Source organism: Parabacteroides sp. AF18-52 (assembly GCF_003479145.1).
In the GTDB taxonomy this organism is placed as follows: domain Bacteria; phylum Bacteroidota; class Bacteroidia; order Bacteroidales; family Tannerellaceae; genus Parabacteroides; species Parabacteroides faecis.
The window spans coordinates 682,139-703,918 of record NZ_QUGR01000001.1; the positions used below are offsets into that span (position 1 = coordinate 682,139).

Annotated in this window: 18 protein-coding genes; 10 read left to right on the forward strand and 8 right to left on the reverse strand. The window is 42.7% G+C overall.

Annotation, left to right across the window (positions count from 1 at the left end; all coding sequences use genetic code 11):
* Nucleotides 1–4: 4 nt before the first annotated feature.
* Nucleotides 5–1,129, reverse strand: a complete 1,125-nt coding sequence (locus tag DWX23_RS02855; protein ID WP_370450053.1) for an efflux RND transporter periplasmic adaptor subunit — start codon at nucleotides 1,127–1,129, stop codon at nucleotides 5–7.
* A gap of 184 nt (nucleotides 1,130–1,313) precedes the next feature.
* On the opposite strand from DWX23_RS02855, the gene DWX23_RS02860 reads away from it, so the two are divergent.
* From DWX23_RS02860 to DWX23_RS02870, 3 genes are all read left to right on the forward strand, one after another.
* Nucleotides 1,314–2,165, forward strand: a complete 852-nt coding sequence (locus tag DWX23_RS02860) for an AraC family transcriptional regulator (protein ID WP_122373321.1) — start codon at nucleotides 1,314–1,316, stop codon at nucleotides 2,163–2,165.
* A 26-nt stretch (nucleotides 2,166–2,191) separates the two neighbouring features.
* Complete coding sequence (locus tag DWX23_RS02865) at nucleotides 2,192–2,752, forward strand: YdeI family protein (RefSeq protein WP_122373322.1); 561 nt, start codon at nucleotides 2,192–2,194, stop codon at nucleotides 2,750–2,752.
* A 93-nt stretch (nucleotides 2,753–2,845) separates the two neighbouring features.
* Entirely contained in the window at nucleotides 2,846–3,286 is a 441-nt protein-coding gene (locus tag DWX23_RS02870) for a DUF6078 family protein (RefSeq protein WP_122373323.1), read from the forward strand.
* Nucleotides 3,287–3,479: 193 nt separating this feature from the next.
* On the opposite strand, the gene DWX23_RS02875 is transcribed toward DWX23_RS02870, so the two are convergent.
* Together DWX23_RS02875 and DWX23_RS02880 are read right to left on the reverse strand one after the other, a co-directional pair.
* A complete protein-coding gene (locus DWX23_RS02875; RefSeq protein ID WP_122373324.1) occupies nucleotides 3,480–4,325 on the reverse strand; it encodes an aldo/keto reductase in 846 nt (281 codons plus the stop codon).
* Nucleotides 4,326–4,378: 53 nt separating this feature from the next.
* Nucleotides 4,379–5,467, reverse strand: coding sequence for an MBL fold metallo-hydrolase (locus DWX23_RS02880; protein ID WP_305036996.1), 1,089 nt, complete (start codon nucleotides 5,465–5,467; stop codon nucleotides 4,379–4,381).
* A 155-nt stretch (nucleotides 5,468–5,622) separates the two neighbouring features.
* On the opposite strand from DWX23_RS02880, the gene DWX23_RS02885 reads away from it, so the two are divergent.
* On the forward strand, nucleotides 5,623–6,129 hold the full coding sequence (locus tag DWX23_RS02885; RefSeq protein ID WP_122373326.1) for a hypothetical protein: 507 nt from the start codon (nucleotides 5,623–5,625) through the stop codon (nucleotides 6,127–6,129).
* A 3-nt stretch (nucleotides 6,130–6,132) separates the two neighbouring features.
* On the opposite strand, the gene DWX23_RS02890 is transcribed toward DWX23_RS02885, so the two are convergent.
* The gene (locus DWX23_RS02890) at nucleotides 6,133–7,032 is read right to left on the reverse strand and encodes an AraC family transcriptional regulator (protein WP_075557326.1); all 900 of its coding nucleotides are present in this window, start codon (nucleotides 7,030–7,032) and stop codon (nucleotides 6,133–6,135) included.
* 170 nt (nucleotides 7,033–7,202) lie between these two features.
* Here DWX23_RS02890 and DWX23_RS02895 point away from each other — a divergent pair, with 170 nt between their 5' ends.
* From DWX23_RS02895 to DWX23_RS02905, 3 genes are all read left to right on the forward strand, one after another.
* Complete coding sequence (locus tag DWX23_RS02895) at nucleotides 7,203–8,750, forward strand: 4Fe-4S binding protein (RefSeq protein ID WP_122373327.1); 1,548 nt, start codon at nucleotides 7,203–7,205, stop codon at nucleotides 8,748–8,750.
* 30 nt (nucleotides 8,751–8,780) lie between these two features.
* Complete coding sequence (locus tag DWX23_RS02900) at nucleotides 8,781–10,187, forward strand: aldo/keto reductase (RefSeq protein WP_122373328.1); 1,407 nt, start codon at nucleotides 8,781–8,783, stop codon at nucleotides 10,185–10,187.
* A gap of 96 nt (nucleotides 10,188–10,283) precedes the next feature.
* A complete protein-coding gene (locus DWX23_RS02905) occupies nucleotides 10,284–10,898 on the forward strand; it encodes a flavodoxin family protein (protein WP_122373329.1) in 615 nt (204 codons plus the stop codon).
* Nucleotides 10,899–10,914: 16 nt separating this feature from the next.
* Here DWX23_RS02905 and DWX23_RS02910 read toward each other — a convergent pair whose 3' ends face one another.
* The gene (locus DWX23_RS02910; protein WP_122373330.1) at nucleotides 10,915–14,964 is read right to left on the reverse strand and encodes an ATP-binding protein; all 4,050 of its coding nucleotides are present in this window, start codon (nucleotides 14,962–14,964) and stop codon (nucleotides 10,915–10,917) included.
* A 151-nt stretch (nucleotides 14,965–15,115) separates the two neighbouring features.
* On the opposite strand from DWX23_RS02910, the gene DWX23_RS02915 reads away from it, so the two are divergent.
* Entirely contained in the window at nucleotides 15,116–17,530 is a 2,415-nt protein-coding gene (locus tag DWX23_RS02915) for an outer membrane beta-barrel family protein (protein ID WP_122373331.1), read from the forward strand.
* Nucleotides 17,531–17,666: 136 nt separating this feature from the next.
* Nucleotides 17,667–18,233, forward strand: a complete 567-nt coding sequence (locus DWX23_RS02920) for a sugar O-acetyltransferase (protein ID WP_122373332.1) — start codon at nucleotides 17,667–17,669, stop codon at nucleotides 18,231–18,233.
* A gap of 626 nt (nucleotides 18,234–18,859) precedes the next feature.
* Here the strand turns inward: DWX23_RS02920 and DWX23_RS02925 are convergent.
* A complete protein-coding gene (locus tag DWX23_RS02925) occupies nucleotides 18,860–19,894 on the reverse strand; it encodes an alcohol dehydrogenase (RefSeq protein ID WP_122373333.1) in 1,035 nt (344 codons plus the stop codon).
* Between the two features lie 113 nt (nucleotides 19,895–20,007).
* On the opposite strand from DWX23_RS02925, the gene DWX23_RS02930 reads away from it, so the two are divergent.
* Entirely contained in the window at nucleotides 20,008–20,790 is a 783-nt protein-coding gene (locus DWX23_RS02930) for a hypothetical protein (protein WP_122373334.1), read from the forward strand.
* On the opposite strand, the gene DWX23_RS02935 is transcribed toward DWX23_RS02930, so the two are convergent.
* Nucleotides 20,714–21,130, reverse strand: a complete 417-nt coding sequence (locus tag DWX23_RS02935; protein WP_122373335.1) for a putative quinol monooxygenase — start codon at nucleotides 21,128–21,130, stop codon at nucleotides 20,714–20,716. The genes DWX23_RS02930 and DWX23_RS02935 overlap by 77 nt on opposite strands.
* Nucleotides 21,131–21,177: 47 nt before the next feature.
* Nucleotides 21,178–21,666, reverse strand: coding sequence for a cyclophilin-like fold protein (locus DWX23_RS02940; protein ID WP_122373336.1), 489 nt, complete (start codon nucleotides 21,664–21,666; stop codon nucleotides 21,178–21,180).
* Nucleotides 21,667–21,780: the final 114 nt, after the last annotated feature.

The following is a 21,780-nucleotide window of genomic DNA, read 5'->3' on the forward strand; positions in this document are numbered from 1 at the left end:
TATTTTATTGTTTTTCGGTTTCTTTGACAAGTATCTCCATTCCGTCTTGCAACAATCCGACACCTTCGCTGACAATCCGGTCGCCCGGCTGAAGACCTGAGCGAACAATATAGTCAGTACCGTCGTTCAGCTTTTCTATCTGTAGCTGAACAGCAGAAAGTTTTCCGTTTTCCTGCACTTTGTAAGCAAATACTTTATCCTGTAATTCATAGGTAGCAGACTGAGGAATGACAATCACATCATCCATTTTATAAGGAATAACGACATTACCGATCCCGCCACTGAATAACATACGGTTCTCGTTCGGAAATACGCTTCGTACCGATACTGTTCCCGTCTGCTGGTTGATAACCCCACTGATACTTTCGATATGTCCGTTTTCCTCATAGATGCTTCCATCATTCAACTGCAGTTCGATCGACGGCATCTGCTTTATCGTTTCGTCCGGCGAACCATACTGCCGGATCAATGCCCGGAGGCGATTTTCCGTCATAGAGAAATAGACATACATTTGTGAATTGTCTGATACGGTGGTCAGCGGTTGAGCCATCGACGGATTAACCAAAGAGCCTGTCCGGTAAGGAAGTATCCCGACAATACCGTCCGACGGACTTTTCACTTCTGTGTAGGAGAGGCTGTTGCGGGCATTCACTTCCTGTGCCTGGGCTTGCTCCAGTCCTGCATTGGCAACAGACAGTGCATTCCGTGCTGTCGATAATTCATATTCCGAAATGACGTTTTCACGGAACAATTCCTGTTTACTTTCGTAAGTCAGCCGGGCTGTTTCCACTTGTGCTTGTGCTGCATGTACATTGGCCGTCGCTGTTCTTAAAGCAGCCTGGTAAGGAACCGGATCGATAACAAAAAGAGTTTCTCCCTTCTTCACTTTTTCGCCCTCCTGAACACAAAGCCGGAATATCGTACCCGACACTTGCGGATAAATTTCAATATCCTGTCGCCCCCGGATAGAGGCTGAATAAGATTCTTTGATTTCCGCCGGAGCAGACGTCACGGTTAATACTGGATAAGCCTGATGAAACTCCCCTTCTTGTTTATTCTTACAAGATATCAGAAACATAAAGCAGAGAATGGTAATAAATTGAGATAAATTTTTCATACGGTTACTAATTTGAACAATCTTTCATTATCTGGAACTATCTCCGGTAACAACTGATTTTACCGGAGCGCAAAGATATAGTTTGTCGTAACCTGATCACATATCATAATCCTGCCATATCGGGTACTTTTCAATACAAATCAAAGAGGGATTCTAAAAAAACATACTATCTTCGCAGAGAAGATCCGAATAAAATATGACAAATATAAAATACGCTTTACACCGACCTGGAAACGAAAATGCAGCCGGAATAACCAACCTGAAAGAGAGCATAGGACATCCGTTGGATCCAAACTGTTGCACAATCCTGTTATGTACGGCGGGGATGGCTACTGTCTCTACCAATTTTCAAAAGCGAATAATGAAAAAAGGAGATGCGGTCTTTATCTTTACCGATATAGTATTCGTTACAATCGAAGTGTCAGATACATTTTCCGCCCTGTATGTTTCGCTTTCCGAAGAAGTGATGGAAGAAGTCTTTTATAAAATTACTCCTACTTCGTTTTGGTATTTCATATATGACCACGTCATTCTCCATCTATCGGAAAATCAATCCATGCTACTACATACGTGGTATCAGCAAACAAAATGGATTATTGACGAATGTGCACAAGAATATAAACTGACACTGTTACGTAACAACATCCACAGCCTTTTTATGGCTATCGACAGTGAAGCGAAAGAAAAAAATATAGGAATCAACGATCACTACAAAAGAGATCAGACATGGGCTATCCTGGGAAAGTTCGCCAGCCTGTTAGCAGAGCATTGCCATCAACACCGGGAAGTACGCTTTTATGCAGACAAACTCTGCATAACACCTGACTATCTTTACAAATTGGCTTATAAAGGAATGGAGCAAAGCCCCAAAGAGATAATCGAACAAATGATCATCGTAGAGATCAAAACTTATCTTTCCAATACTAATTTGTCTATTAAAAACATTGCAGCTGAGATGAATTTCGAAGATCCCTCATATATGTGCCGTTTCTTCCGGAGACATACCGGGTCGTCACCGACAGAATACCGGAATATCTACTTAAAATAATACTCACGAAATAAAACCAATTAAAAATGGAAACAGAATTAATTTTCGCGACAAGAGAAGATTTTCAGGACTGGTTAAAGAATTACGGCCAGACAAACGAGGGTGTCTGGTTACTATTCGGGAAAACAAAAACATTAAAAACATTATCCGCAGAAGAGGCGTTGGAAGAAGCATTGTGTTTCGGTTGGATCGACGGGCTGATCAACTCTATCGACGAGCACAAATACAAAAAGTACTTTTCCCAAAGAAGGAAAGGAAGTAAATGGTCGGAAAAGAATAAAAATATTGTAGAAAAGCTTATCAAAGAAGGAAGAATGACCGGGTTCGGAATGCAGGCCATCGAAGAAGCCAAAAGAAGCGGAGAATGGGAAAAGGTACGGGACAGAAATGTTACCGATACTCAAAAGTCTGAATTTGAATCCCTGATAAAAGACTACAATCAGGCTTATGCTAATTACCTTACGACAGCAAAGTCGACTCAAAATAATTTTGTCGGTTTCTACTTTGAAGCAAAAAGAGAAGACACCCGCCTGAAAAGACTGGAGAAAATAATCGGGTTACTCGAACAGAACAAAAAGTTAATGTAAAAACGGCCACTCTTTTCATGCTTTGATATTTGGTATTTCCCCGATATATCCCGATCTTTATCGGAATTAATAAACCTTGAATTCTACAAAGTTATGGAAGAGTCGTTTGATTTCTCAAAAGTACCATATGATTTTGGTATGTGTGCAGCCGAGAACTGCCCAAAAGCAACTACCTGTCTACGCCAGATCGCTTTAAAGCATGCTCCCGAAGATATGATTTTCCTGCGGATAATGAATCCAAACACATTAAAGAAGATGAAAGGAGCATGCAAGCTTTACCGCCCTAACAACAAAATCATTAATGCCCTTGGATTTATGCGCACGGTAAATGCGTTAACCTTAAACGTCGCAGATACTTTCCGGTTACGGATGATAACCTTTTTAGGCCGGAAAAATTATTATCTGAAACGTAAAGGGGGAGCACCTTTGTCACCCGCCGAACAACAATATGTCGTCGCCCTTGCCCAGGAGTTGGGAGTTGTTCTGGAGGAGTATTTCGACGGATATGTAGAGTCGTATAATTGGAATAAGTAATCCTGCTCCGACTTCTTCGTTAGTTTCCGTAAATTTCCTAAGCAGGAAACGCCAGTTCCCTACCCAGGAAACTGCAGTTCCCTGCCGAGGAAATTACAGTTTCCCGCGGAGGAAACCGGAGTTTCCAAAGCACGAAACTACGAGGAAACTGTAATAAACTAGCAATCAGACAATAGTCCTGTTTTTAACAGGATTACTTTTTCACCAGATTAATCAGCCATTTCACCATCTCCGGATCATTATGAGAGAGAAACAAACTTTTCTTTTGGTCAAGCGTCACAATAGCCTGCATATCTTCTTCTGATAAGGAGAAATCAAACACATCCATATTCTCGATCATACGTTCTTTATGCGTCGATTTCGGAATAACGATCACATCCCGTTGAATCAGATAACGTAAAGCAACCTGTGCAACCGACTTTCCATACTTTTCACCGATTGTTTTCAATAGTTCGTTAGTAAAAAAGTTATTTTTACCCTCTGCAAATGGCCCCCATGACATGACCCGTGTTCCATATTCCTCCATGATCCTCTGGGGTTCTATTTGCTGATTGAAGACATGTGTTTCTACCTGATTGACTGCCGGTTTTATCTCACAGCACTCCGCCAGATCGACAAGACGGTCGGGATAAAAGTTACTTACTCCGATAGCACGTGCCTTTCCTGCCTTATAAGCCTCTTCCATCGCACGGTAAGTACCGTAATAATCACCAAAAGGTTGGTGTATCAGGAGGAGATCGACATAATCACTCTGCAGTTTACACAAAGACTCAGCGATAGATGCTTTTGCCTTTTCATATCCGGCATTGGAGATCCAAACCTTGGTTGTAATAAACAATTCGTTCCGTGGAATACCACTTTTACTGATTGCATTCCCTACACCTTCTTCATTAAAATAGGCTTGTGCCGTGTCGACAGAACGATAACCTACGCTCAAAGCATCCAATACGCAACGTTCACATTCTTCAGGTGTCACCTGATAAACTCCATAACCTAAAATCGGCATTTCAATGCCATTATTCAATTTTACTGTTTCCATAATCTCTTTAATTATCAATTATTTTTATCTGAGACAAAGCTACTAAATTATATCTACTTATTATCCAAATTCATCACCTGTCCGATCACCGGAACGATCAACTCCAAAGAGTTTTCTTTTGCCATCTCTATTTCGTTTTTCAACGGTTCGTCCCAACGGTGTCTGGCTAATGCGTATTTGGAATGATGGACAGTCACGACCTTACGGGCTTTCAAATCTTTGGCTGCCTGCCCCAAATACTGAGGCATCGTATGGATATTACGCCATCCCTCATTGTACTGTCCGTTTTTCAGAATAGCCAGATCGATATCCGGATACTGTTTGCCTATTTCTTCAAAATGAGTATCGTAACCGCTATCCCCTCCCATATAGATTTTATACGAAGGAGTTTCCAGAAGGAAAGAAGCCCACAAAGTCTTATTCGATGTCAGTCCGCGGCCGGAGAAATGACGGGCTGGCAGGCAACGGACCGTAAAGTTTTCGTCCGGCAACGCACTTTCGTACCAGTCCAGTTCAATAATATTCCCTTTATCGAATCCCCAATATTCAAAATGTTCACCCACACCCAAAGGGCAGATTACTTTACGGATGCGATCTTTCAGCCGGATTACCGTCTGATAATCCAAATGATCCCAATGGTCATGGCTAATAACCAGATAATCGATATCCGGCATATCTTCCGGTTTATATATATCCGTTCCTTTAAAAGGCTTATTGACAAAGGAAACCGGAGAAGCCATACAGAACACCGGATCGACTAAAATTCGTTTACCGGATAATTGAAGCAGATAGGAAGAATGGCCGAACCAGACCATTACATTCGAATCGTCCCCCAAGTTTTTCAGATCAGATTTGATCGCCGGAACCGGGACATCCGGATTCAGTCCGTCAGGTCTGGAGATCAGGAAATCCCACATGCTGCGCAAACGTCCTTTATCGGAAGTCATTAACGTCGTCGGATGTATATTCTGAAACTCTCCGTTTTTATAATGGGGAGAATGTTCTATTTTTTCCAGTCGTTCCCCTTGCGGCAGACGTCCGAAAGCCGGTTGATTGATAAAAGCAACCACTGCCACTCCCAAAACGATCACTATACCTATTATAAGTCCTGCTACCATATACCATCTATTTTTTATTTTCATATCAAATCCTTTTATATAAAACAAAAGTACATCCCTTTTATCAGAAGTCTGGTAGATAGATTACTGATATTTTTACCTTTATCACTGTTCTTATTTGTTGATTTTCGCTTATCTTTGTTAAATATTAAACCTTGAATCAAATTAAATAAGAAATCATGAAAGAATTTGAAGCAGCACTAGTCAGCGAAGGAAAGAGTGAAAGAATACCGGAAGAGTTCAATTTCTTCGGTAAAGTGATCGGTGAATGGGATCTTGACTGGAACGACCACCTCAACACACCTACTCCCAGACGCGTAAAAGGAGAATGGATCTTTTCATGGGTACTCGACGGAATGGCAGTACAAGATGTCTTTATTGTTCCGTCGCGAACAGAAAGATTGATTGATATCCAACCGGATGCAGCTTACGGGACTACTCTCAGGTTATTTAACCAAGAAAAATGTCTTTGGGAAATCTTCTACGGATGTCCGGAAGAATGTGCCCGGCTGGAAGCCCGGAAAAAAGGGGACGAAATTGTCCTGACGGAGATAACTTCGCAAGGTATGAAGTGGATATTCTCTGATATTACAGACAATTCTTTCACCTGGCGAAGTACTGCCATCAACGAAGACGGGGAATGGATCACTTTAGCTAAAGTTTTTGCTACCCGCAAAAAGAAATAAAACTTAATTCTGCATCCGATACTCATTCGGAGAAGTTCCCACACACTTTTTAAACAAACGGGTAAAGTGCTGCGGATACTTAAAGCCTAATTCATAAGCGATCTCACTGATGGAACGGCTGGTATCGAGCACTTTCTCTTTTGCCATATCGATAAGATATAGCTGGATTTGCTCCTGCGCAGATTTACCCGTTTCCTTTTTTATCAGATCACCCAGATAATTTGCCGAAAGATGTAACTGGTCGGCACAATACTGAACGGATGGCAGCCCGATATCCTGCGGTTTATCCGACTGAAAATAGTCGTTCATGATCTTCTCAAACTTAGCCAGTGTATCCTTATTTGCTTCTTCGCGGGTAATAAACTGACGGTCGTAAAAACGGACGCAATAGTTCAATAGCAGTTCGATATTCGAAACGATCAGCATTTTACTATGCTTATCTATTCCATGATGTAGTTCCAGTTCTATATTTTTCAGGCAATCGATTACTATCTGCCGTTCCTGTTCCGAAAGATGAAGTGCCTCATACACTTCATAAGAAAAGAAACGGTAATTCTTAATGTTACGACCGAGAGAAGTACCACGGATCAAATCGGGATGGAAAAGCAGCGCCCATCCTTTCGGCTGGATATATTCTCCTTTCCGGGCAACACCTACCACTTGTCCGGGGGCAGTGAAAACCATCGTGCCCTCTTGATAGTCATAGTAATTACGCCCGTATTGCAGGTCACCGCATTTCACATCTTTCAAAAAGACTGAGTAAAAGCCATATCTCAAACGTGCACTTTCTACCTGTACCTCACATTTTGAAAAGTCGACAATACTGATCAGCGGATGCAATGTTTCCAGCCCCATCCGGTCATTATACTGATAAATGTGATCCATTTCTCTAATTTCCATCATATGCTTTCTGTTTTGTTTTCACAAAGTTAGATGTTTTTTGCGTCATTTTTTCATCTGCTAAAGCAAATCAGTAATAATGGTAGATATACCTGTAATATGTGTAATCGTTAACGGGAAAAACAAGAATAATTTTGCATCAGTAATAATCAACAAAATATTCAGAGACGTATATGTTAAGAAAAATCAGACTAACTGCTGCCGTCATTTTCTTTACCCTGACCACCTTGTTGTTCCTTGATTTCACGGGGACAATACATCAGTGGTTCGGTTGGATGGCGAAGATACAATTCCTTCCGGCATTGCTGGCGGTGAATATAGGAATAGTGATAGGGCTTGTTGTCCTGACATTACTGTTCGGACGGATCTACTGTTCGGTTATTTGTCCGCTGGGAGTATTTCAGGATGTTGTTTCATGGATAGCCGGAAAACAAAAGAAGAACCGTTTTTCGTATTCGCCGGTGGTTAGCTGGTTACGTTATGGGATACTTGCTATGTTTATACTTGCGATGATTGGAGGTTTCGGTTCGCTATTGGCTTTGCTGGCTCCATACAGTGCCTATGGGCGGATCGCCTCCAATCTGTTCGCGCCTTTCTATCAATGGGCAAACAATGGACTCGCCTATCTCGCTGAACGGATGGATAGCTATGCCTTTTATACGGTAGATGTTTGGATGAAAGGAATAGCCACTTTCAGCATAGCCATCATCACATGTATCGTACTGGCTATATTAGCGTGGCGTAACGGACGAACCTACTGCAATACCATTTGTCCGGTAGGAACCATCCTCGGCTTCCTTGCCCGGTATTCTTATTTCAAACCGGTTATCGATACCGAAAAATGTAACGGTTGCGGATTATGTGCCCGGAATTGTAAGGCTGCATGCATCGATACCAAAGAACACAGGATTGATTACAGCCGTTGCGTGGCTTGTATGGATTGCATCGGGAAATGTCGCCGGAATGCCCTGAAATATGTACCGGGACAATCGCTGCCTAAAAAACAGGTTGAAACAACCACTTCGCCATCGGCTTCGGCATCAGTATTGCCATCGGCATCGGCTCCTGCCACAGAAAAATCCGCTGCTTCACGCCGTCACTTTTTATCAGCTGCCACCCTGTTTGCCGTATCAGCCACATTGAAGGCACAAGTCAAACCCGAAAAGAATGTAGATGGCGGTTTAGCTCCGATAGAAGACAAACAAAAGCCGGAACGCCTCACTCCTATCACTCCTCCCGGATCATTAAGCGCACGAAACTTTACCGGACATTGTACTGCCTGCCAATTATGTGTATCCGTCTGTACCAACCAGGTACTGCGTCCATCCGGTAACCTTATGACCCTGATGCAACCGGAAATGTCCTATGAACTTGGGTATTGCCGACCGGAATGTACCAAATGTGCGGACGTGTGTCCTACTAGCGCCATACAGCCGATCAGTGTAGCCGACAAATCTGCCATTCAGATCGGACATGCCGTATGGATCAAAGACCTTTGCGTAGTCAATACCGACGGTGTCGATTGCGGCAACTGTGCCCGTCATTGTCCGACAGCTGCTATACAGATGGTTCCCAAAGATCCCGAAGCACCCGACTCACCGAAAATACCGGTTATCAATACCGAACGTTGTATCGGTTGCGGAGCTTGCGAACATCTTTGTCCCTCCCGCCCACTGAGTGCCATCTATGTGGAAGGACACGAAATGCACCGGACCATTTAATATACCCGAAAATCATCAAAACAAAGCATCATGGAAGAAAAGAATAAAAAGAATATAGACCGACGGAGATTCCTGAAAGTCTTAGGCGGCAGCACACTGGCATCGACAGCCTCACTTTATAGTTGCAAACCGGACAAAAACGCATCCTTCCGGGGAAACGGTTCCGGTGATATTCCTGCCGAAATGACCTATCGCACCACGCCCACGACAGGCGATAAAGTATCCTTGTTAGGATATGGCTGTATGCGTTGGCCGACAGTTTCCAACAGCAGTGCAAGAGACAGTAGTGATGAGATCGACCAGGAAATGGTCAACCGCCTGGTCGACTATGCCATCGCACATGGTATCAACTATTTCGACACATCGTCTGCATATTGTAAAGGACGTTCGGAGCATGCCACAGGTATCGCTCTCAGCCGTTATCCGCGCGATACCTATTATATTGCCACCAAATTATCCAACTTCGCGCCCCAGACATGGAGCCGTGAAAACTCGATGGCAATGTATCGTAACTCTATGAAAGAGCTGCAAGTCGACTATATCGACTATTACCTGTTGCACGGTATCGGTATGGGGAATGGTATGGAAGATTTCGAAGGACGTTATATAAACAACGGTATGCTTGATTTTCTGCTTGAAGAACGAAAGGCAGGCCGTATCCGCAACCTAGGTTTCTCTTATCATGGAGATATCAAAGTATTCGACTACCTCCTCTCCCGTCAGGACGAGATCAAGTGGGACTTTGTCCAGATACAGCTCAACTATGTTGACTGGAAACATGCGAAAGAGGTCAACACCCGGAATACCGATGCTGAATATCTATACGGCGAATTACAGAAACGGAACATCCCCGCCATCATCATGGAGCCGTTACTGGGAGGCCGTCTCTCGAACGTACACGACCATATTGCAGCGAAACTGAAACAACGCAGTCCCGAGTCGAGTGTCGCATCATGGGCTTTCCGTTTCGCCGGAACATTCCCGGGTGTATTGACAGTGTTAAGCGGAATGACTTATATGGAACATCTGCAGGATAATCTCCGCACCTATTCCCCACTGGAACCGCTGACGGATAACGATCTGGCTTTTCTGGAAGAGACTGCCGTACAAATGCTACGTTATCCAACCATCCCTTGCAATGATTGTAAATATTGTATGCCTTGTCCGTATGGTTTGGATATTCCGGAGATCCTCTTGCATTACAACCGTTGTATCAATGCCGGAAATATTCCCGAAAGTCAACAGGATGAAAATTATGCGAAAGCGCGTCGTGCTTTCCTTGTCGGATACGACCGTAGTGTTCCCCGGTTACGTCAGGCCAATCATTGTGTCGGCTGCAACCAGTGTAATCCGCATTGTCCGCAGAACATCGATATTCCGAAAGAGTTATTACGTATAGATAAATATACGGAACAGTTGAAACAAAACTTATTATAGCAACCGGATATATGAGCTAAAAAGAAAAACAATTTGAACGAATAAAGAACAGGGCATTGTCTTAAAACTGCTACTTTTGTCCAATAAAGATTATATATGAAAGTGTTACTTATTAATGGAAGCCCCCGGAAAGAGGGAAATACATTTCTGGCTTTGTCTGAAGTGGCAACAGCTTTGGAACAGAATGGCGTCGAAACCCATATCATCCAACTCAGCAATAAAGCCGTACAAGGTTGCATTGCCTGTAACAAGTGCAACGAATTGGGAAGATGCGTTTTCAAAGATAAACTGTATGAAGAGATACGTGAAAATCTTCAGGATATAGATGGATTGATAGTAGGTTCTCCCGTATATTATGCCGGGCCTAACGGTTCGCTTTGTGCCATCCTCGACAGAGTCTTTTATTCCTGTTCGGATATGCTTGCGTACAAACCGGCAGCCGCAATTGCAGTCTGCCGACGTGGTGGAGCCAGTGCTACAATCGACCGGCTGAACAAATATTTTACGATCAACAACATGCCTGTCGTCTCTTCACAATACTGGAACATCGTACATGGTCGCATGCCCGGCGAGGCTGCACAGGATGCCGAAGGTTTACAAATCATGCGGACACTCGGTAAGAATATGGCCCGGTTACTGAAAAACATAAAAGCCGGGGCACAGCCATTGCCGGAAACTGAAGAGCGGCAAATAACGAACTTTATCAGATAATATAAAGTCTTGGTATCTATTGAGAATTTATTGTCCCCGACTGTTGTTTTCTATACTCCGTCGGGGTACAATTATATTTCTTTGAGAATGCCCGATAAAAAGTGGAGCGGTTGGTGAAGCCGGATTGAAAGACTATTTCATCGATGGTCAGTTTTGTTTTTATAAGCAAATCGGCAGCTTTCAGTAACCGACAGCTATTGATCAGTTCAGCTAGAGTAATCTCTTCAATCTCTTCCAGCTTACGGTAAAAGGTACGAAGACCTATGTTCATTTTCTCAGCGATCAATTGCGCAGACAGGTCTTTGTTCCTTAGGTTTTTATTAATGATCTTCAATATATCATTGACGAATTTCTTATGCTCTTTATGGGATAGCTTTCCATTCTCTAACGTGTATGAACTCAATGGAGACGAGAAATATTCACGGAGACTTTCTTTTCTCTCCAACAGGCGTTGTACGGAAGATTTCAGGAAATCCACATTAAACGGCTTGGTTATATAAAGTTCTGCTCCGGCATTCAGCCCCGCAGTCTGCCCTTCAATATCCTGTCGAGCCGATAACAGGATAAAAGGGATATGAGCAGTTGTTTCATCCTCTTTTACCTGCCGCGAGAAAGTCAGGCCATCTGTTCCCGGCATAATCACGTCACAAATGATAAGGTCGGGGTGTATATCTTTTAATATTTCAGAGGCCTCAATGGGACCTGCAGCTGTCAATACATTATAATCGTCCCTGAATATATCGAAGATAAGCCAGCGGATTTCTATTTCATCATCCACGACAAGCAGTGTCGGTTTCGATGTGTCGATAGGACTTTCAGGGATTTGCCAGACAGGTGTACGTTCCGGATTATAATCAGGCAACAATACAGCTGTCTCTTCGTTTGATCCGGCAAGAGAAGCTTCGAGGTAAGGCAGTTTGATCCTGAAATGTGTCCATTCATCCGGGATACTCTCTACTTCAATCGTTCCGCCGAGCAAATGTACCATATTGTAAGAGATTGCCAGACCTAACCCGTTACGTGACCAGAATGAAGTATTGTCACTTTGTTCAATGTTCTGCAGAATGCGGTATCTGTCAAACAGAGTAGGAATATCTTTTGCTGCTATCCCCTTTCCGGTATTGGAGACGGTGATATATAAATTATTGGAATCGGTTCCGATCCTGACAATTACTTTCTTCTCGTTTTCCGCGTATTTGAATGCATTGGATAAAAGATTGAGAAGGATGGTGACAATAAAATCCTTGTCGGAATTCCATTGAATAAAAAGGGATATCTCTTTTTCAAGTCTTACAGCATGCGACTCCGCCATATCGGTGAATGAATCCACCAGTTTATTGGCTAAAGCAGTTATATCGACAGGTATTATCACAGGTTTCTTATAACCCGACTCGATCCGGTTGAATTCGATCAGATCCTGTATCAGCGAATTCAGCCTCTCGGCATTCTGCTTAATGATGGAAGTGTATTTCCGGGCGGGTTCACTCAAGTTCTTCTGATCCATCAAACGGTTGCAAGGGCCATAGATAAGCGTTAACGGCGTACAGAACTCATGGGATATATTTGTGAAGAACTGGAGCTTGGACTCGTATATTTCCTCTTTATGTTTCTGTTCCATCTTCTGCAGACGATCCGCTTTTTTCTTTCTATTGTAAACAATCCATATCCGAGTGACAAGCCCTGTCACAACCAATAATAGTAAAAAATAAATGCATCGGGCCCAGGATGAAGCATACCACGGAGGTAAAACTTCGATATTTAGTTTATAGATATAACTTTCTTTTCCCAGTACTTTATTATAATACTTTATATACAATGTATAATTCCCCGGATGAAGATCAGCGAAAGTGATTATATCGGAACTTCCGTTGGAAATCCATTCCTTTTCACCGCTATCCAACTTATAATAATAGGAATAACCATTACCGTTCAGATAGTCGGTCGCAGAGAAAGAGAGCGTAAAGAAATTCTCGTCATGCGAGAGTTTCAGAATCGTCTTTTTTCCTTTCTGCGACATAAATTCCTCAACAGGATACTGCCTATCCCGTATAGTGATCGTCCTGAAATAGACTGGCGGCATATAGTGTTGCCCTTCATCATAATAATTGCGACGGATAGTAACAAAGCCATTGGTTCCCCCGAAGAAAAGCGTCCCGTCATTTTCGTTTTTGAAAGAGGAACCTTCATTAAATTCAAGTATCGAAAGACCGTCATGATGATCGTAAGTGCGGAACAATTCCTGATCTGTATTATACAAGATTAGTCCCCGGTTAGTACTTAACCAATAACCGGCAATGGTATCAGGAAGAATACTATAAATACTGTTGGTTGGGTATTTATTGATCTCATTCAATAATTTATAATCGTCCGGGCCATATTTTACCAACCCGTAATTGGTTCCGACCAGGTAATTTCCGTGATAATCTTTCTGTATAACATTGGTTTCATTGATCGTATTTCCATCAAAACGGACATTTTCCCAGGTAGATGTTGCGATATTCAGCCGGAAGAAGCCTTCTCCCTTATTCATGCACCATAAAATAGAATCGTTTTCCGGATAGATATATTGAAAACGATTGGTAAACTCGTCATCTTCACGGACAGTGAATTGTTTTACAACCGTTACCACAGGATGGCTGTTCCGCCATTCAAGTGTTGCCTGTATAATCCCCATGCCAAGCGTAGATATCCATAATAGGGAATCTCGTTCATATATATCGGATATAAATTCTACATTTCTATTCCCACACAACACAGGAACAGGAATGATACGTTTCTCTTTCCGGTTAAAATAGCTGAGTCCGTGTTCACTTCCGATCCAGAGGTTATCCTGTCGACTGGATGAAAAAGAAAGGATCGTATTATCCCGTAACCCACTATTTGAAGTAGAGATCAATTCCATACGGTGATCTTCTACCTTTTTATCCGGTTGGAAATCAAAGACACGAAGAATGCCGTCTCCCCGGCTACCCAACCATAAAGTATTCTCTTTGTCTACGAACAAAGCATTTACAGGTTGCCGTAATTTTAACGGAAGATCATTCAGGTGAACAGACCGGATGGAATACAGGTCTTCCGAATAGGTAAATACACCGTGTCCAGAAGTTCCTACCCAAATCATATCCTGATAATTATCCTTACGCAGACAGTTGATTCCACCGGTAATCTCCAATGTATCGAAATAATAACCATATTCACCTTTCCTAAGCAAGGATAATCCTTTCGTCTTAAAGCCGATGAAATAGTCGTCATGGAATTTCAGAAGGGATGTGATGTCGTCTTTTCCGGCAAGATAATCCTTTAAAGGATATACGGGAAAAGCTTTACGACTGGATGTATCGAATTCATACAACGTATATGTGTTATCCACGAAATACGAGATGTTATCTTCGTTCGCACAATAGACGATACCGGCGGGATGCTTATAACCGGGCAAAGGGAAAAGGTTCGCATTACCTTGCTCGTCTATCTGAATGGAAAAACAAATGTTGTCGCCGTTCTTCCGGAATATCCACAATCGATCGGAGTCATCGATAAAGAAATCGGCTATATCGTTTGCTGCCAGATCAGGAATGAATTTTTGCTCAAATTGTTCCTGATCCTTAAGCGTATAATAAATACTATTGTTACCCTGTATCAGGAAGATATTTCCCCGGCTGTCTTTATCGAGAAAAGCTATCCGGTTAAACATATCGAACGACCGGGTGACAGATGTTTTCAAGTCAATCTTATATAATCCGTGATAAGTCTGAAGCCAGACCTTCCCACCGGTCTGCTCTATCTTCTCAATCCGGCTACCGGCAAAATATTTCTCGCCGTCCCCGGGGCTGTACTTTATAATACGTTTTCCATCATAGATATCTACCCCACGGCTCGTACCTATCCACATAAATCCTTTTTCGTCCTGATAGAATGAAAAGATGTTGCTACTGGAAAGGTTTTCCGCGTTATTTATTTTCCGCAGGTTGAAACCCTTCACCGACGGAGCGATCAGTAAAAGGGCCGATAAGAAAAGAAAACAATAGAAAGTTCTCTTTCCAATAGCTATATCGAAGAATGAAATCATAGACAAATATAGTCTTATTTCCTGTCTCCGCTATGTCTGACAGTGACAAATGTATCTCTCTCCATGACACGCCGATCAGATCTCCCATTATCTCTTCTCCGTATAGAAAGCACTTGATTAGTTTTGCGACATCAATCATAAACATATCATCATGAAAGGTACTTTAATTCTTATTCTTTTAGTATTCAGTTTCCATTCCGTTATGGCTGTTTCTCCCCGGATAAAAGGGATGATCCGGGATAAAAGCACAGGCAATCCGATCGAATTTGCGGATGTCATAGTATTAAAGAAAGGGGAAACGGCAGCTGTTTCCAGTACGTTATCCGGGACAGACGGGTCTTTCCGGATAACGGATATTAACGACGGGGAATATTCATTATTGGTCAGGTTGATCGGATATGATGTCTATACCCGTGAAACGATTGCGCTTCTCCCCTCCCAGCCCGTATTGGATCTGGGTATTATCGAATTGCAACCACTGGAAGTCGGATTATCCGAAGTCGTAGTGGAAGGTACGAAAAGGCAGATCATCTATAAACTGGATAAAAAGATCATCGATGCCTCCAACAACCTGATGGGAAGCGGCGGTACGGCTGTCGATATTCTTGAAAACACCCCTTCCATACGGGTCGATGTCAATGGTGACGTAACATTCAGAGGGAGTAGCGGCTTCAAAGTATATATCGATGGAAAGCCGAGCTTCTATTCTGGTACACAGGCATTGCAACAGATACCGGCCGGACAGATAGAAAATGTGGAAATCATCACTACCCCATCGGCTCGTTATGATACGGATGGTGAAGTCGGCATGATTAACATTGTCACTAAAAAGCATAAACGACAGGGTATTAACGGCATGGCGAATATGTATGGTAGTACAGCTCTTTCCAATGGAGTCGATTTCCTTATCTCCCAACAATTGAATAAATTACAATGGCATTTTGCCGGACATTGGAACCAACCGATCCGGGAAAGCCACTTCGATCAACAAAAAACAACTATTGTCGATGATGTAACAACAACATCCATCTCTCATGGTCCCAGAAAAGGGAAGAACTACCATTACGGATTGCGCGGAGGCATCGATTATTCTTTCTCTCCGAAAACATCCGTCAACGCAGAGTTGCAAGTCGTCTACGACAAATTCACCCGCGACGGCAACCTGGACTACACGGAAACCCGTAAGGACGCTACCGGCGAATCCGCCCCGCACAACTTCAACAGCCGCGATGAATTCGACCTGCATTCGACTGTCAATATCGGGAAAGCCGGATTTTCCCATAAGTTCAATGACGATGGACATGCACTTTCCGGCAGTTTCATGTTAGGATATGAAGGAAATCCTATGGAGTATTTCCAAAGCGACCTGTTTGATAAAAGTGACCAACGTCAACAGGGACATCGTGCCTGGGAGGATGAAATACGTTGGACGGTACGGGGTAATGTCGACTATAAATATCCTTACAGCAAGACCGGTCATTTGGAGAGCGGCTATCAGTATCATTCTTACCTGGAAGACGGCGATTACAGTATGCAGTTCTGGAACCCGGAGAAAAAGGAGTTCTACTGGCGCGAAGATATTTACAACACATTCTATTTTCAACGTGGTATCCATTCGGTTTATCTGATAGGCAGCGATAGTTATAAGGCATTCGATGCACAGGTCGGCGTCCGGGGCGAACATACGCACCAGGTATTACGCAGCTCCATCGAAGGTGCAAATCGGAAAGTAAATCGTTTCGAAGTTTTTCCTTCCGTACATATCGGATATACACTTCCCCATGAACAGAAACTGACATTTGCCTATTCGTACCGAACCAACCGTCCGGAACTCTTTTACATGGAGCCATATATCACGTATCGCGATTACTATACAGCCGAGATCGGAAATCCAGACATCCGGCCTGAATATATACATTCCTTTGAACTGAATTACAAAAAGAACTTTGGAGAACAATTATTACAATCCAGCTTGTTTTACAGGTCGCGAAAAGATAAGATCGAACGCTTACGTGTCCCGTATCAAGCCGGAGTGACCCTCGACTCTATGGCAAATGTCGGAAACGACCATGCTCTGGGTATCGAATTAAACGGACAACTAACGATTAACAAATGGTGGAACCTGAATGTAAATGGAAACGTTTACTACTATAAGGTTGTGAACGATATTCAATCGGGTGGAAAGAAAGAGACCAGTACGAATTATGATATTACATTAAATAATATGTTCCGTGTATTTAAGAACACTCGCATCCAGTTGGACGGTAACTTCGTAGGTCCGTCGGTTACGACGCAGGGACGGTCGGATGCTTTCTGGTTTGTCAACCTGGCAATCCGTCAGCAACTCTTCAGTCCCAACCTGCAATCGACACTTTCTTTCCGGGACATATTCAACTCTGCCCGTTACAGAAGCGATATTACAACAGCAGACCTACAATCCATTACACGCATACGACCGGATTATCCGGTTATAACCTTGTCTATCAGTTATACATTCAATAACTTCAAGAGAGGTTCACAAAACTCACGGGATAACCGGGATCTGTTTGAAGGAACCAATCATTAAAAAAGATCTTAAGGGTGTGCCAAATGTCCGTATAAAACCGTAAAAAGGGTAATCTTTCCCCTGATTTGGGTATAGAACAGGATGTATATTTCTTGTAATTTTGCATTATGAAAATATACATCTAAAAATTAAGCTTATGATACTCAAGGATTTTTTACAAGTTATCCGGACACGGGGGCCACTCAATACACCGGAAATCCATCGTTTCATGGATGAGATGAGCAATGAGGCACGGCGTATCACCTTCGAACTGAACGGTTCCTATCATACCTCCGACGAGGTTCGGGCATTACTTTCGCGATTGTTCGGATACGAAGTCGATCCGACACTGCGTGTATTTCCTCCGTTCTATACTGATTTTGGTAAAAATATACAAGTTGGTAAAAATGTTTTTATCAATGCCTGCTGTCACTTTCAGGATCACGGCGGTGTTACGATCGGTGATGATTGTCAAATCGGACACAACGTTGTGTTCGCTACCCTCAACCACGGCCTTACACCAGAAGACCGTAAGACAACCTATCCTGCTCCCATTGTACTTGGCAAAAATGTCTGGATCGGTTCGAATGCCACTATTTTACAAGGCGTAACCATTGGCGACAATGCCATCGTTGCAGCAGGAGCAGTCGTAACAAAAGACGTGGCTGCAAACACGGTAGTTGGCGGTGTTCCGGCAAAGTTCATCCGGAACATAGAAATATAAAACGGAGCATCACATCTTCAAAAATATCTCAACAAAAATTTCCTAAAATAAATCCTTCATTCCTTCATGTTTGATCTAACAAACTGGTTATTGATATTTTGCACATGAAGGAATTTGGGCAACATGAAGGAAACAGATCTATTTTAGGCTGAAATCTTCATATTCCTACCTAAAATCCCTACCTGATTCAACTTTATATGCCAGGTAGGGAGTAAGGTTGAAATAATAAGCAGTAAGGGTATCTATAATTACTTATTATTATGAGAGTTACTATCTTTTTATTGTTTGTCAATTGTCAAACGCTTATAATACAACTATCGAACAAGCGTTTGATAACTGACAAACAAGCGTTCGACAAATAACAAATAGGAAAAAAGAAAGGACAACCAAGCTAAGCCCCAGTAATCCTAGAACTAAAATAACATTAGCATACAAATAACCTTTCGATGGATACTCTCTCTTTTTATCGTTTCGGAATCATCATTTGTGAATGAAAAAACGACAATTCAAAAGACATTCCTTCATCCTGACAAACATCCTTCATATATAAAAACAGCATAATCAAATAGTTAATACAATAAGATGAAGGAATGAAGGATTTATCTTGAAAACTTTTTATTGTATCACTAAACCGAAATAGCCACCTTCACAACCCCATCCAAACGATTTTCAAAGACACGATAAGCCTCTTCAATCTCGTTCAACGGAAATTTGTGAGTAATAAGCGGAGTGGTGTCTATCTTACCTTGTTCGATCAATTCGAGAATCTCGGCACAGTCGCAACCGTCCACGCCCCCTGTTTTAAAGGTCAGATTCTTTCCATACATATCTGGTAAAGGAAGAAGTTGGGGTTTATCATAGAGGGCAACAACGGTCACAATCGCATTGGGTCGGGCACAATCCCACGCCAAACGGAAAGTATCTTCGCTACCCGCTACCTCCAGGACTACATCTGCACCGCCGTGATCGCTGTTACGAAGTACGAAATCCTTGCAGTTTTCGGGTTCCGTCACCAGCACATCCGGGTAATGTTCACGGACAAACCGGATTCTTTCAGGGGACTTTTCACAGACAATGATACGTCGTGGCTTCTTCAGCATCACACAAAGCAATGTACAGATACCGGTAGGACCGGCACCAATGATAAGCACTGTATCATCATTGGAAATCTCCGAAATGCGGGCTGCCCAAAAACCTGTGGCCAACACATCACCAACAAATAGAGCTTGCTCGTCGCTAACCGTCTCCGGAATACGGTTTAATCCACTGTCGGCATAAGGAACCCTGACATATTCTGCCTGACCGCCGTCTATACGACATCCTAAAGCCCAACCGCCATTAGGGTCCGTGCAGTTATTGACATACCCATGTTTGCAAAAGAAGCATTCCCCACAGAATGTCTCTACATTTACGGTTACCCTATCCCCCGGTTTGACGGAAATAACATCAGGACCTACCTGCTCCACAATACCGACCATCTCATGCCCTACCGTTATTCCGGGTACGGCACGTGGTACACTACCATGTTTAATATGCAGATCACTCGTACAAATACTACCCAGCGTCACACGCACGATAGCATCACGTGAATCTTTTATTTCCGGTTCCGCCTTCTCGCGCAGTTCGAATTTACCATGTTTAATATATGTATATGCAAGCATAATCTCTTTCTGTTGATTAATAGATTTTACAAAGATAGCGATTACACGATAATCATATCCTACTCTTAAAAAAACTTCCTACTTTTGTATTCGAAAAACATTCCATAATATTCATGCAACATAACTCTCTATCATATCCCACCCTGCTCCAACGTCTCACCATCGACAGCAAAGATGATGGGAATAAATTTACGATCTATAATCGGGTAGATGAAATAAAAAGACTGCTGCAATCAAGTAATTACCGGTTAATTCACGAAGGACCTCTTTCACTTATCTATGCCCGGCAAACAGATCCGGCCGAATGGAACACACTTATATCTTCTCATATCGATTGTGTCTATCAGAATTGCTTTATGGAAGAGGCCGGTGATTGTTGGAAAGGGACTTTCGACAACAGTGCGACTAATGCCGTAATCATCGACCTGATGCTGCGTGATGAACTGAATAACGATGTAGTTATAGCATTTACCGGGGATGAAGAAATCCATTCGGGTGGCGCCGTCGAAGTGATGAATGTGTTGCACAAAGACAAAGTTCACCTCGCCCTCGGCATCATACTGGACGTAACCGAAGAGGGATGGGAAGACGAAGCGGGCTTTTCCATAGAGAATGACCGCGGATTCGATATACTGACAGGTTATCATATCATTCAACTACTCCAGTCTTCAGAACAACCTTGCACGCTGGTTCATCAAGCCGAACCGGATGAAACCTGGGATTACGGCAAAGGTATTGAAGGCACTTTTCCTCCTCTCCCTTGTCTTAGTCTTTGCCTACCGGCTTCAGGGGAACTTCATGGAGAAAAAGGAGTCCTGATCAGAAAGGCCTCGGTCGAACCGTATTCACGGCTGTTGAAGGAGATTTCATCTTTAACCCGGGAATCAACGGAGTAGTATCGATCAGTTCCAGATGTTTTACCATATCGAGCGTTCCCTGTTTGTATTTCTGGAAATGAGGAGTTTCGATATGGCTTTTATAGGCAGTTTCATCCGCATAGATTTCAAGTATAGTCACCTCATTCGGATGATCCTTTTCAGCCATTGCATAAAGTAGCAGTACACCCGGTTCCAACCGCATAGAGGCTTCTATCTCTTCCTTCAGATAAGCATTATATTCAGCCAACCGTTCCGGATCGACTGTAATTTTCGACAGACGTACCATATTTTCAGTTTCTTGTGCGATCACCGGAATAATCACAGCTGTTAGTAATAAAATAATTAGTAACTTCTTCATTTGCTTTATTTATTTTGTTTCTTATATTAAACCAAACTTCGCTGGTTTTATTGTCTTTCAAATTTTACCGCTATATCACCCGCCACATTCAAAACCCCGATACCATCACCTTCAATACGACCGATCTTAATCAGATCGTTGCTTCGCGACCAGTTTTTACAGAAAATAGCGACATTGCCCCACGGTACATAAATCGTAATATCACCGGGTGCGGGTGAGCAGCCCCGTGTCACACCAGCCGTCGTCAGTGCAGGCGACGGATAAAAAATCTTTTCAGTAATATTGTTATAATCATTCAGAGTCACCTCCAAAGGTAAACGCGAGAGGAAATCCCGTGCAGCAGCATTGTCTTCCATCGTAGCCGTAATCGTCCGGCTCCCGACTGTTATATTTAGTTTCATAGATGTTGTAGGAGTTTCGGGTTGTTCAGGTGTTTCAGGTGTTTCAGGCATCACCGGATCATCGTCCGATCCTCCGCAGGCAGCCATCGACATAACGGTCAACAGCATCAATGGAATTAATAAAAACTTTTTCATATTACTACTATTTATCAGATTATCTTTGTTTTAATTATTCTGATACAAAAATAGAGTCTCAGAAACACCGGGACTTTATACATTTTACTGATAATTGTACCCTAATCATGGATT

Excerpts from the sequence above, each read along its gene's own strand:
- DWX23_RS02860 (WP_122373321.1), top strand. The coding sequence starts at position 1,314 with ATGACAAATATAAAATACGCTTTACACCGACCTGGAAACGAAAATGCA.
- DWX23_RS02865 (WP_122373322.1), top strand. The coding sequence starts at position 2,192 with ATGGAAACAGAATTAATTTTCGCGACAAGAGAAGATTTTCAGGACTGG.
- DWX23_RS02870 (WP_122373323.1), top strand. The coding sequence starts at position 2,846 with ATGGAAGAGTCGTTTGATTTCTCAAAAGTACCATATGATTTTGGTATG.
- DWX23_RS02875 (WP_122373324.1), bottom strand. The coding sequence starts at position 4,325 with ATGGAAACAGTAAAATTGAATAATGGCATTGAAATGCCGATTTTAGGT.
- DWX23_RS02880 (WP_305036996.1), bottom strand. The coding sequence starts at position 5,467 with ATGAAAATAAAAAATAGATGGTATATGGTAGCAGGACTTATAATAGGT.
- DWX23_RS02885 (WP_122373326.1), top strand. The coding sequence starts at position 5,623 with ATGAAAGAATTTGAAGCAGCACTAGTCAGCGAAGGAAAGAGTGAAAGA.
- DWX23_RS02890 (WP_075557326.1), bottom strand. The coding sequence starts at position 7,032 with ATGATGGAAATTAGAGAAATGGATCACATTTATCAGTATAATGACCGG.
- DWX23_RS02895 (WP_122373327.1), top strand. The coding sequence starts at position 7,203 with ATGTTAAGAAAAATCAGACTAACTGCTGCCGTCATTTTCTTTACCCTG.
- DWX23_RS02900 (WP_122373328.1), top strand. The coding sequence starts at position 8,781 with ATGGAAGAAAAGAATAAAAAGAATATAGACCGACGGAGATTCCTGAAA.
- DWX23_RS02905 (WP_122373329.1), top strand. The coding sequence starts at position 10,284 with ATGAAAGTGTTACTTATTAATGGAAGCCCCCGGAAAGAGGGAAATACA.
- DWX23_RS02910 (WP_122373330.1), bottom strand. The coding sequence starts at position 14,964 with ATGATTTCATTCTTCGATATAGCTATTGGAAAGAGAACTTTCTATTGT.
- DWX23_RS02915 (WP_122373331.1), top strand. The coding sequence starts at position 15,116 with ATGAAAGGTACTTTAATTCTTATTCTTTTAGTATTCAGTTTCCATTCC.
- DWX23_RS02920 (WP_122373332.1), top strand. The coding sequence starts at position 17,667 with ATGATACTCAAGGATTTTTTACAAGTTATCCGGACACGGGGGCCACTC.
- DWX23_RS02925 (WP_122373333.1), bottom strand. The coding sequence starts at position 19,894 with ATGCTTGCATATACATATATTAAACATGGTAAATTCGAACTGCGCGAG.
- DWX23_RS02930 (WP_122373334.1), top strand. The coding sequence starts at position 20,008 with ATGCAACATAACTCTCTATCATATCCCACCCTGCTCCAACGTCTCACC.
- DWX23_RS02935 (WP_122373335.1), bottom strand. The coding sequence starts at position 21,130 with ATGAAGAAGTTACTAATTATTTTATTACTAACAGCTGTGATTATTCCG.
- DWX23_RS02940 (WP_122373336.1), bottom strand. The coding sequence starts at position 21,666 with ATGAAAAAGTTTTTATTAATTCCATTGATGCTGTTGACCGTTATGTCG.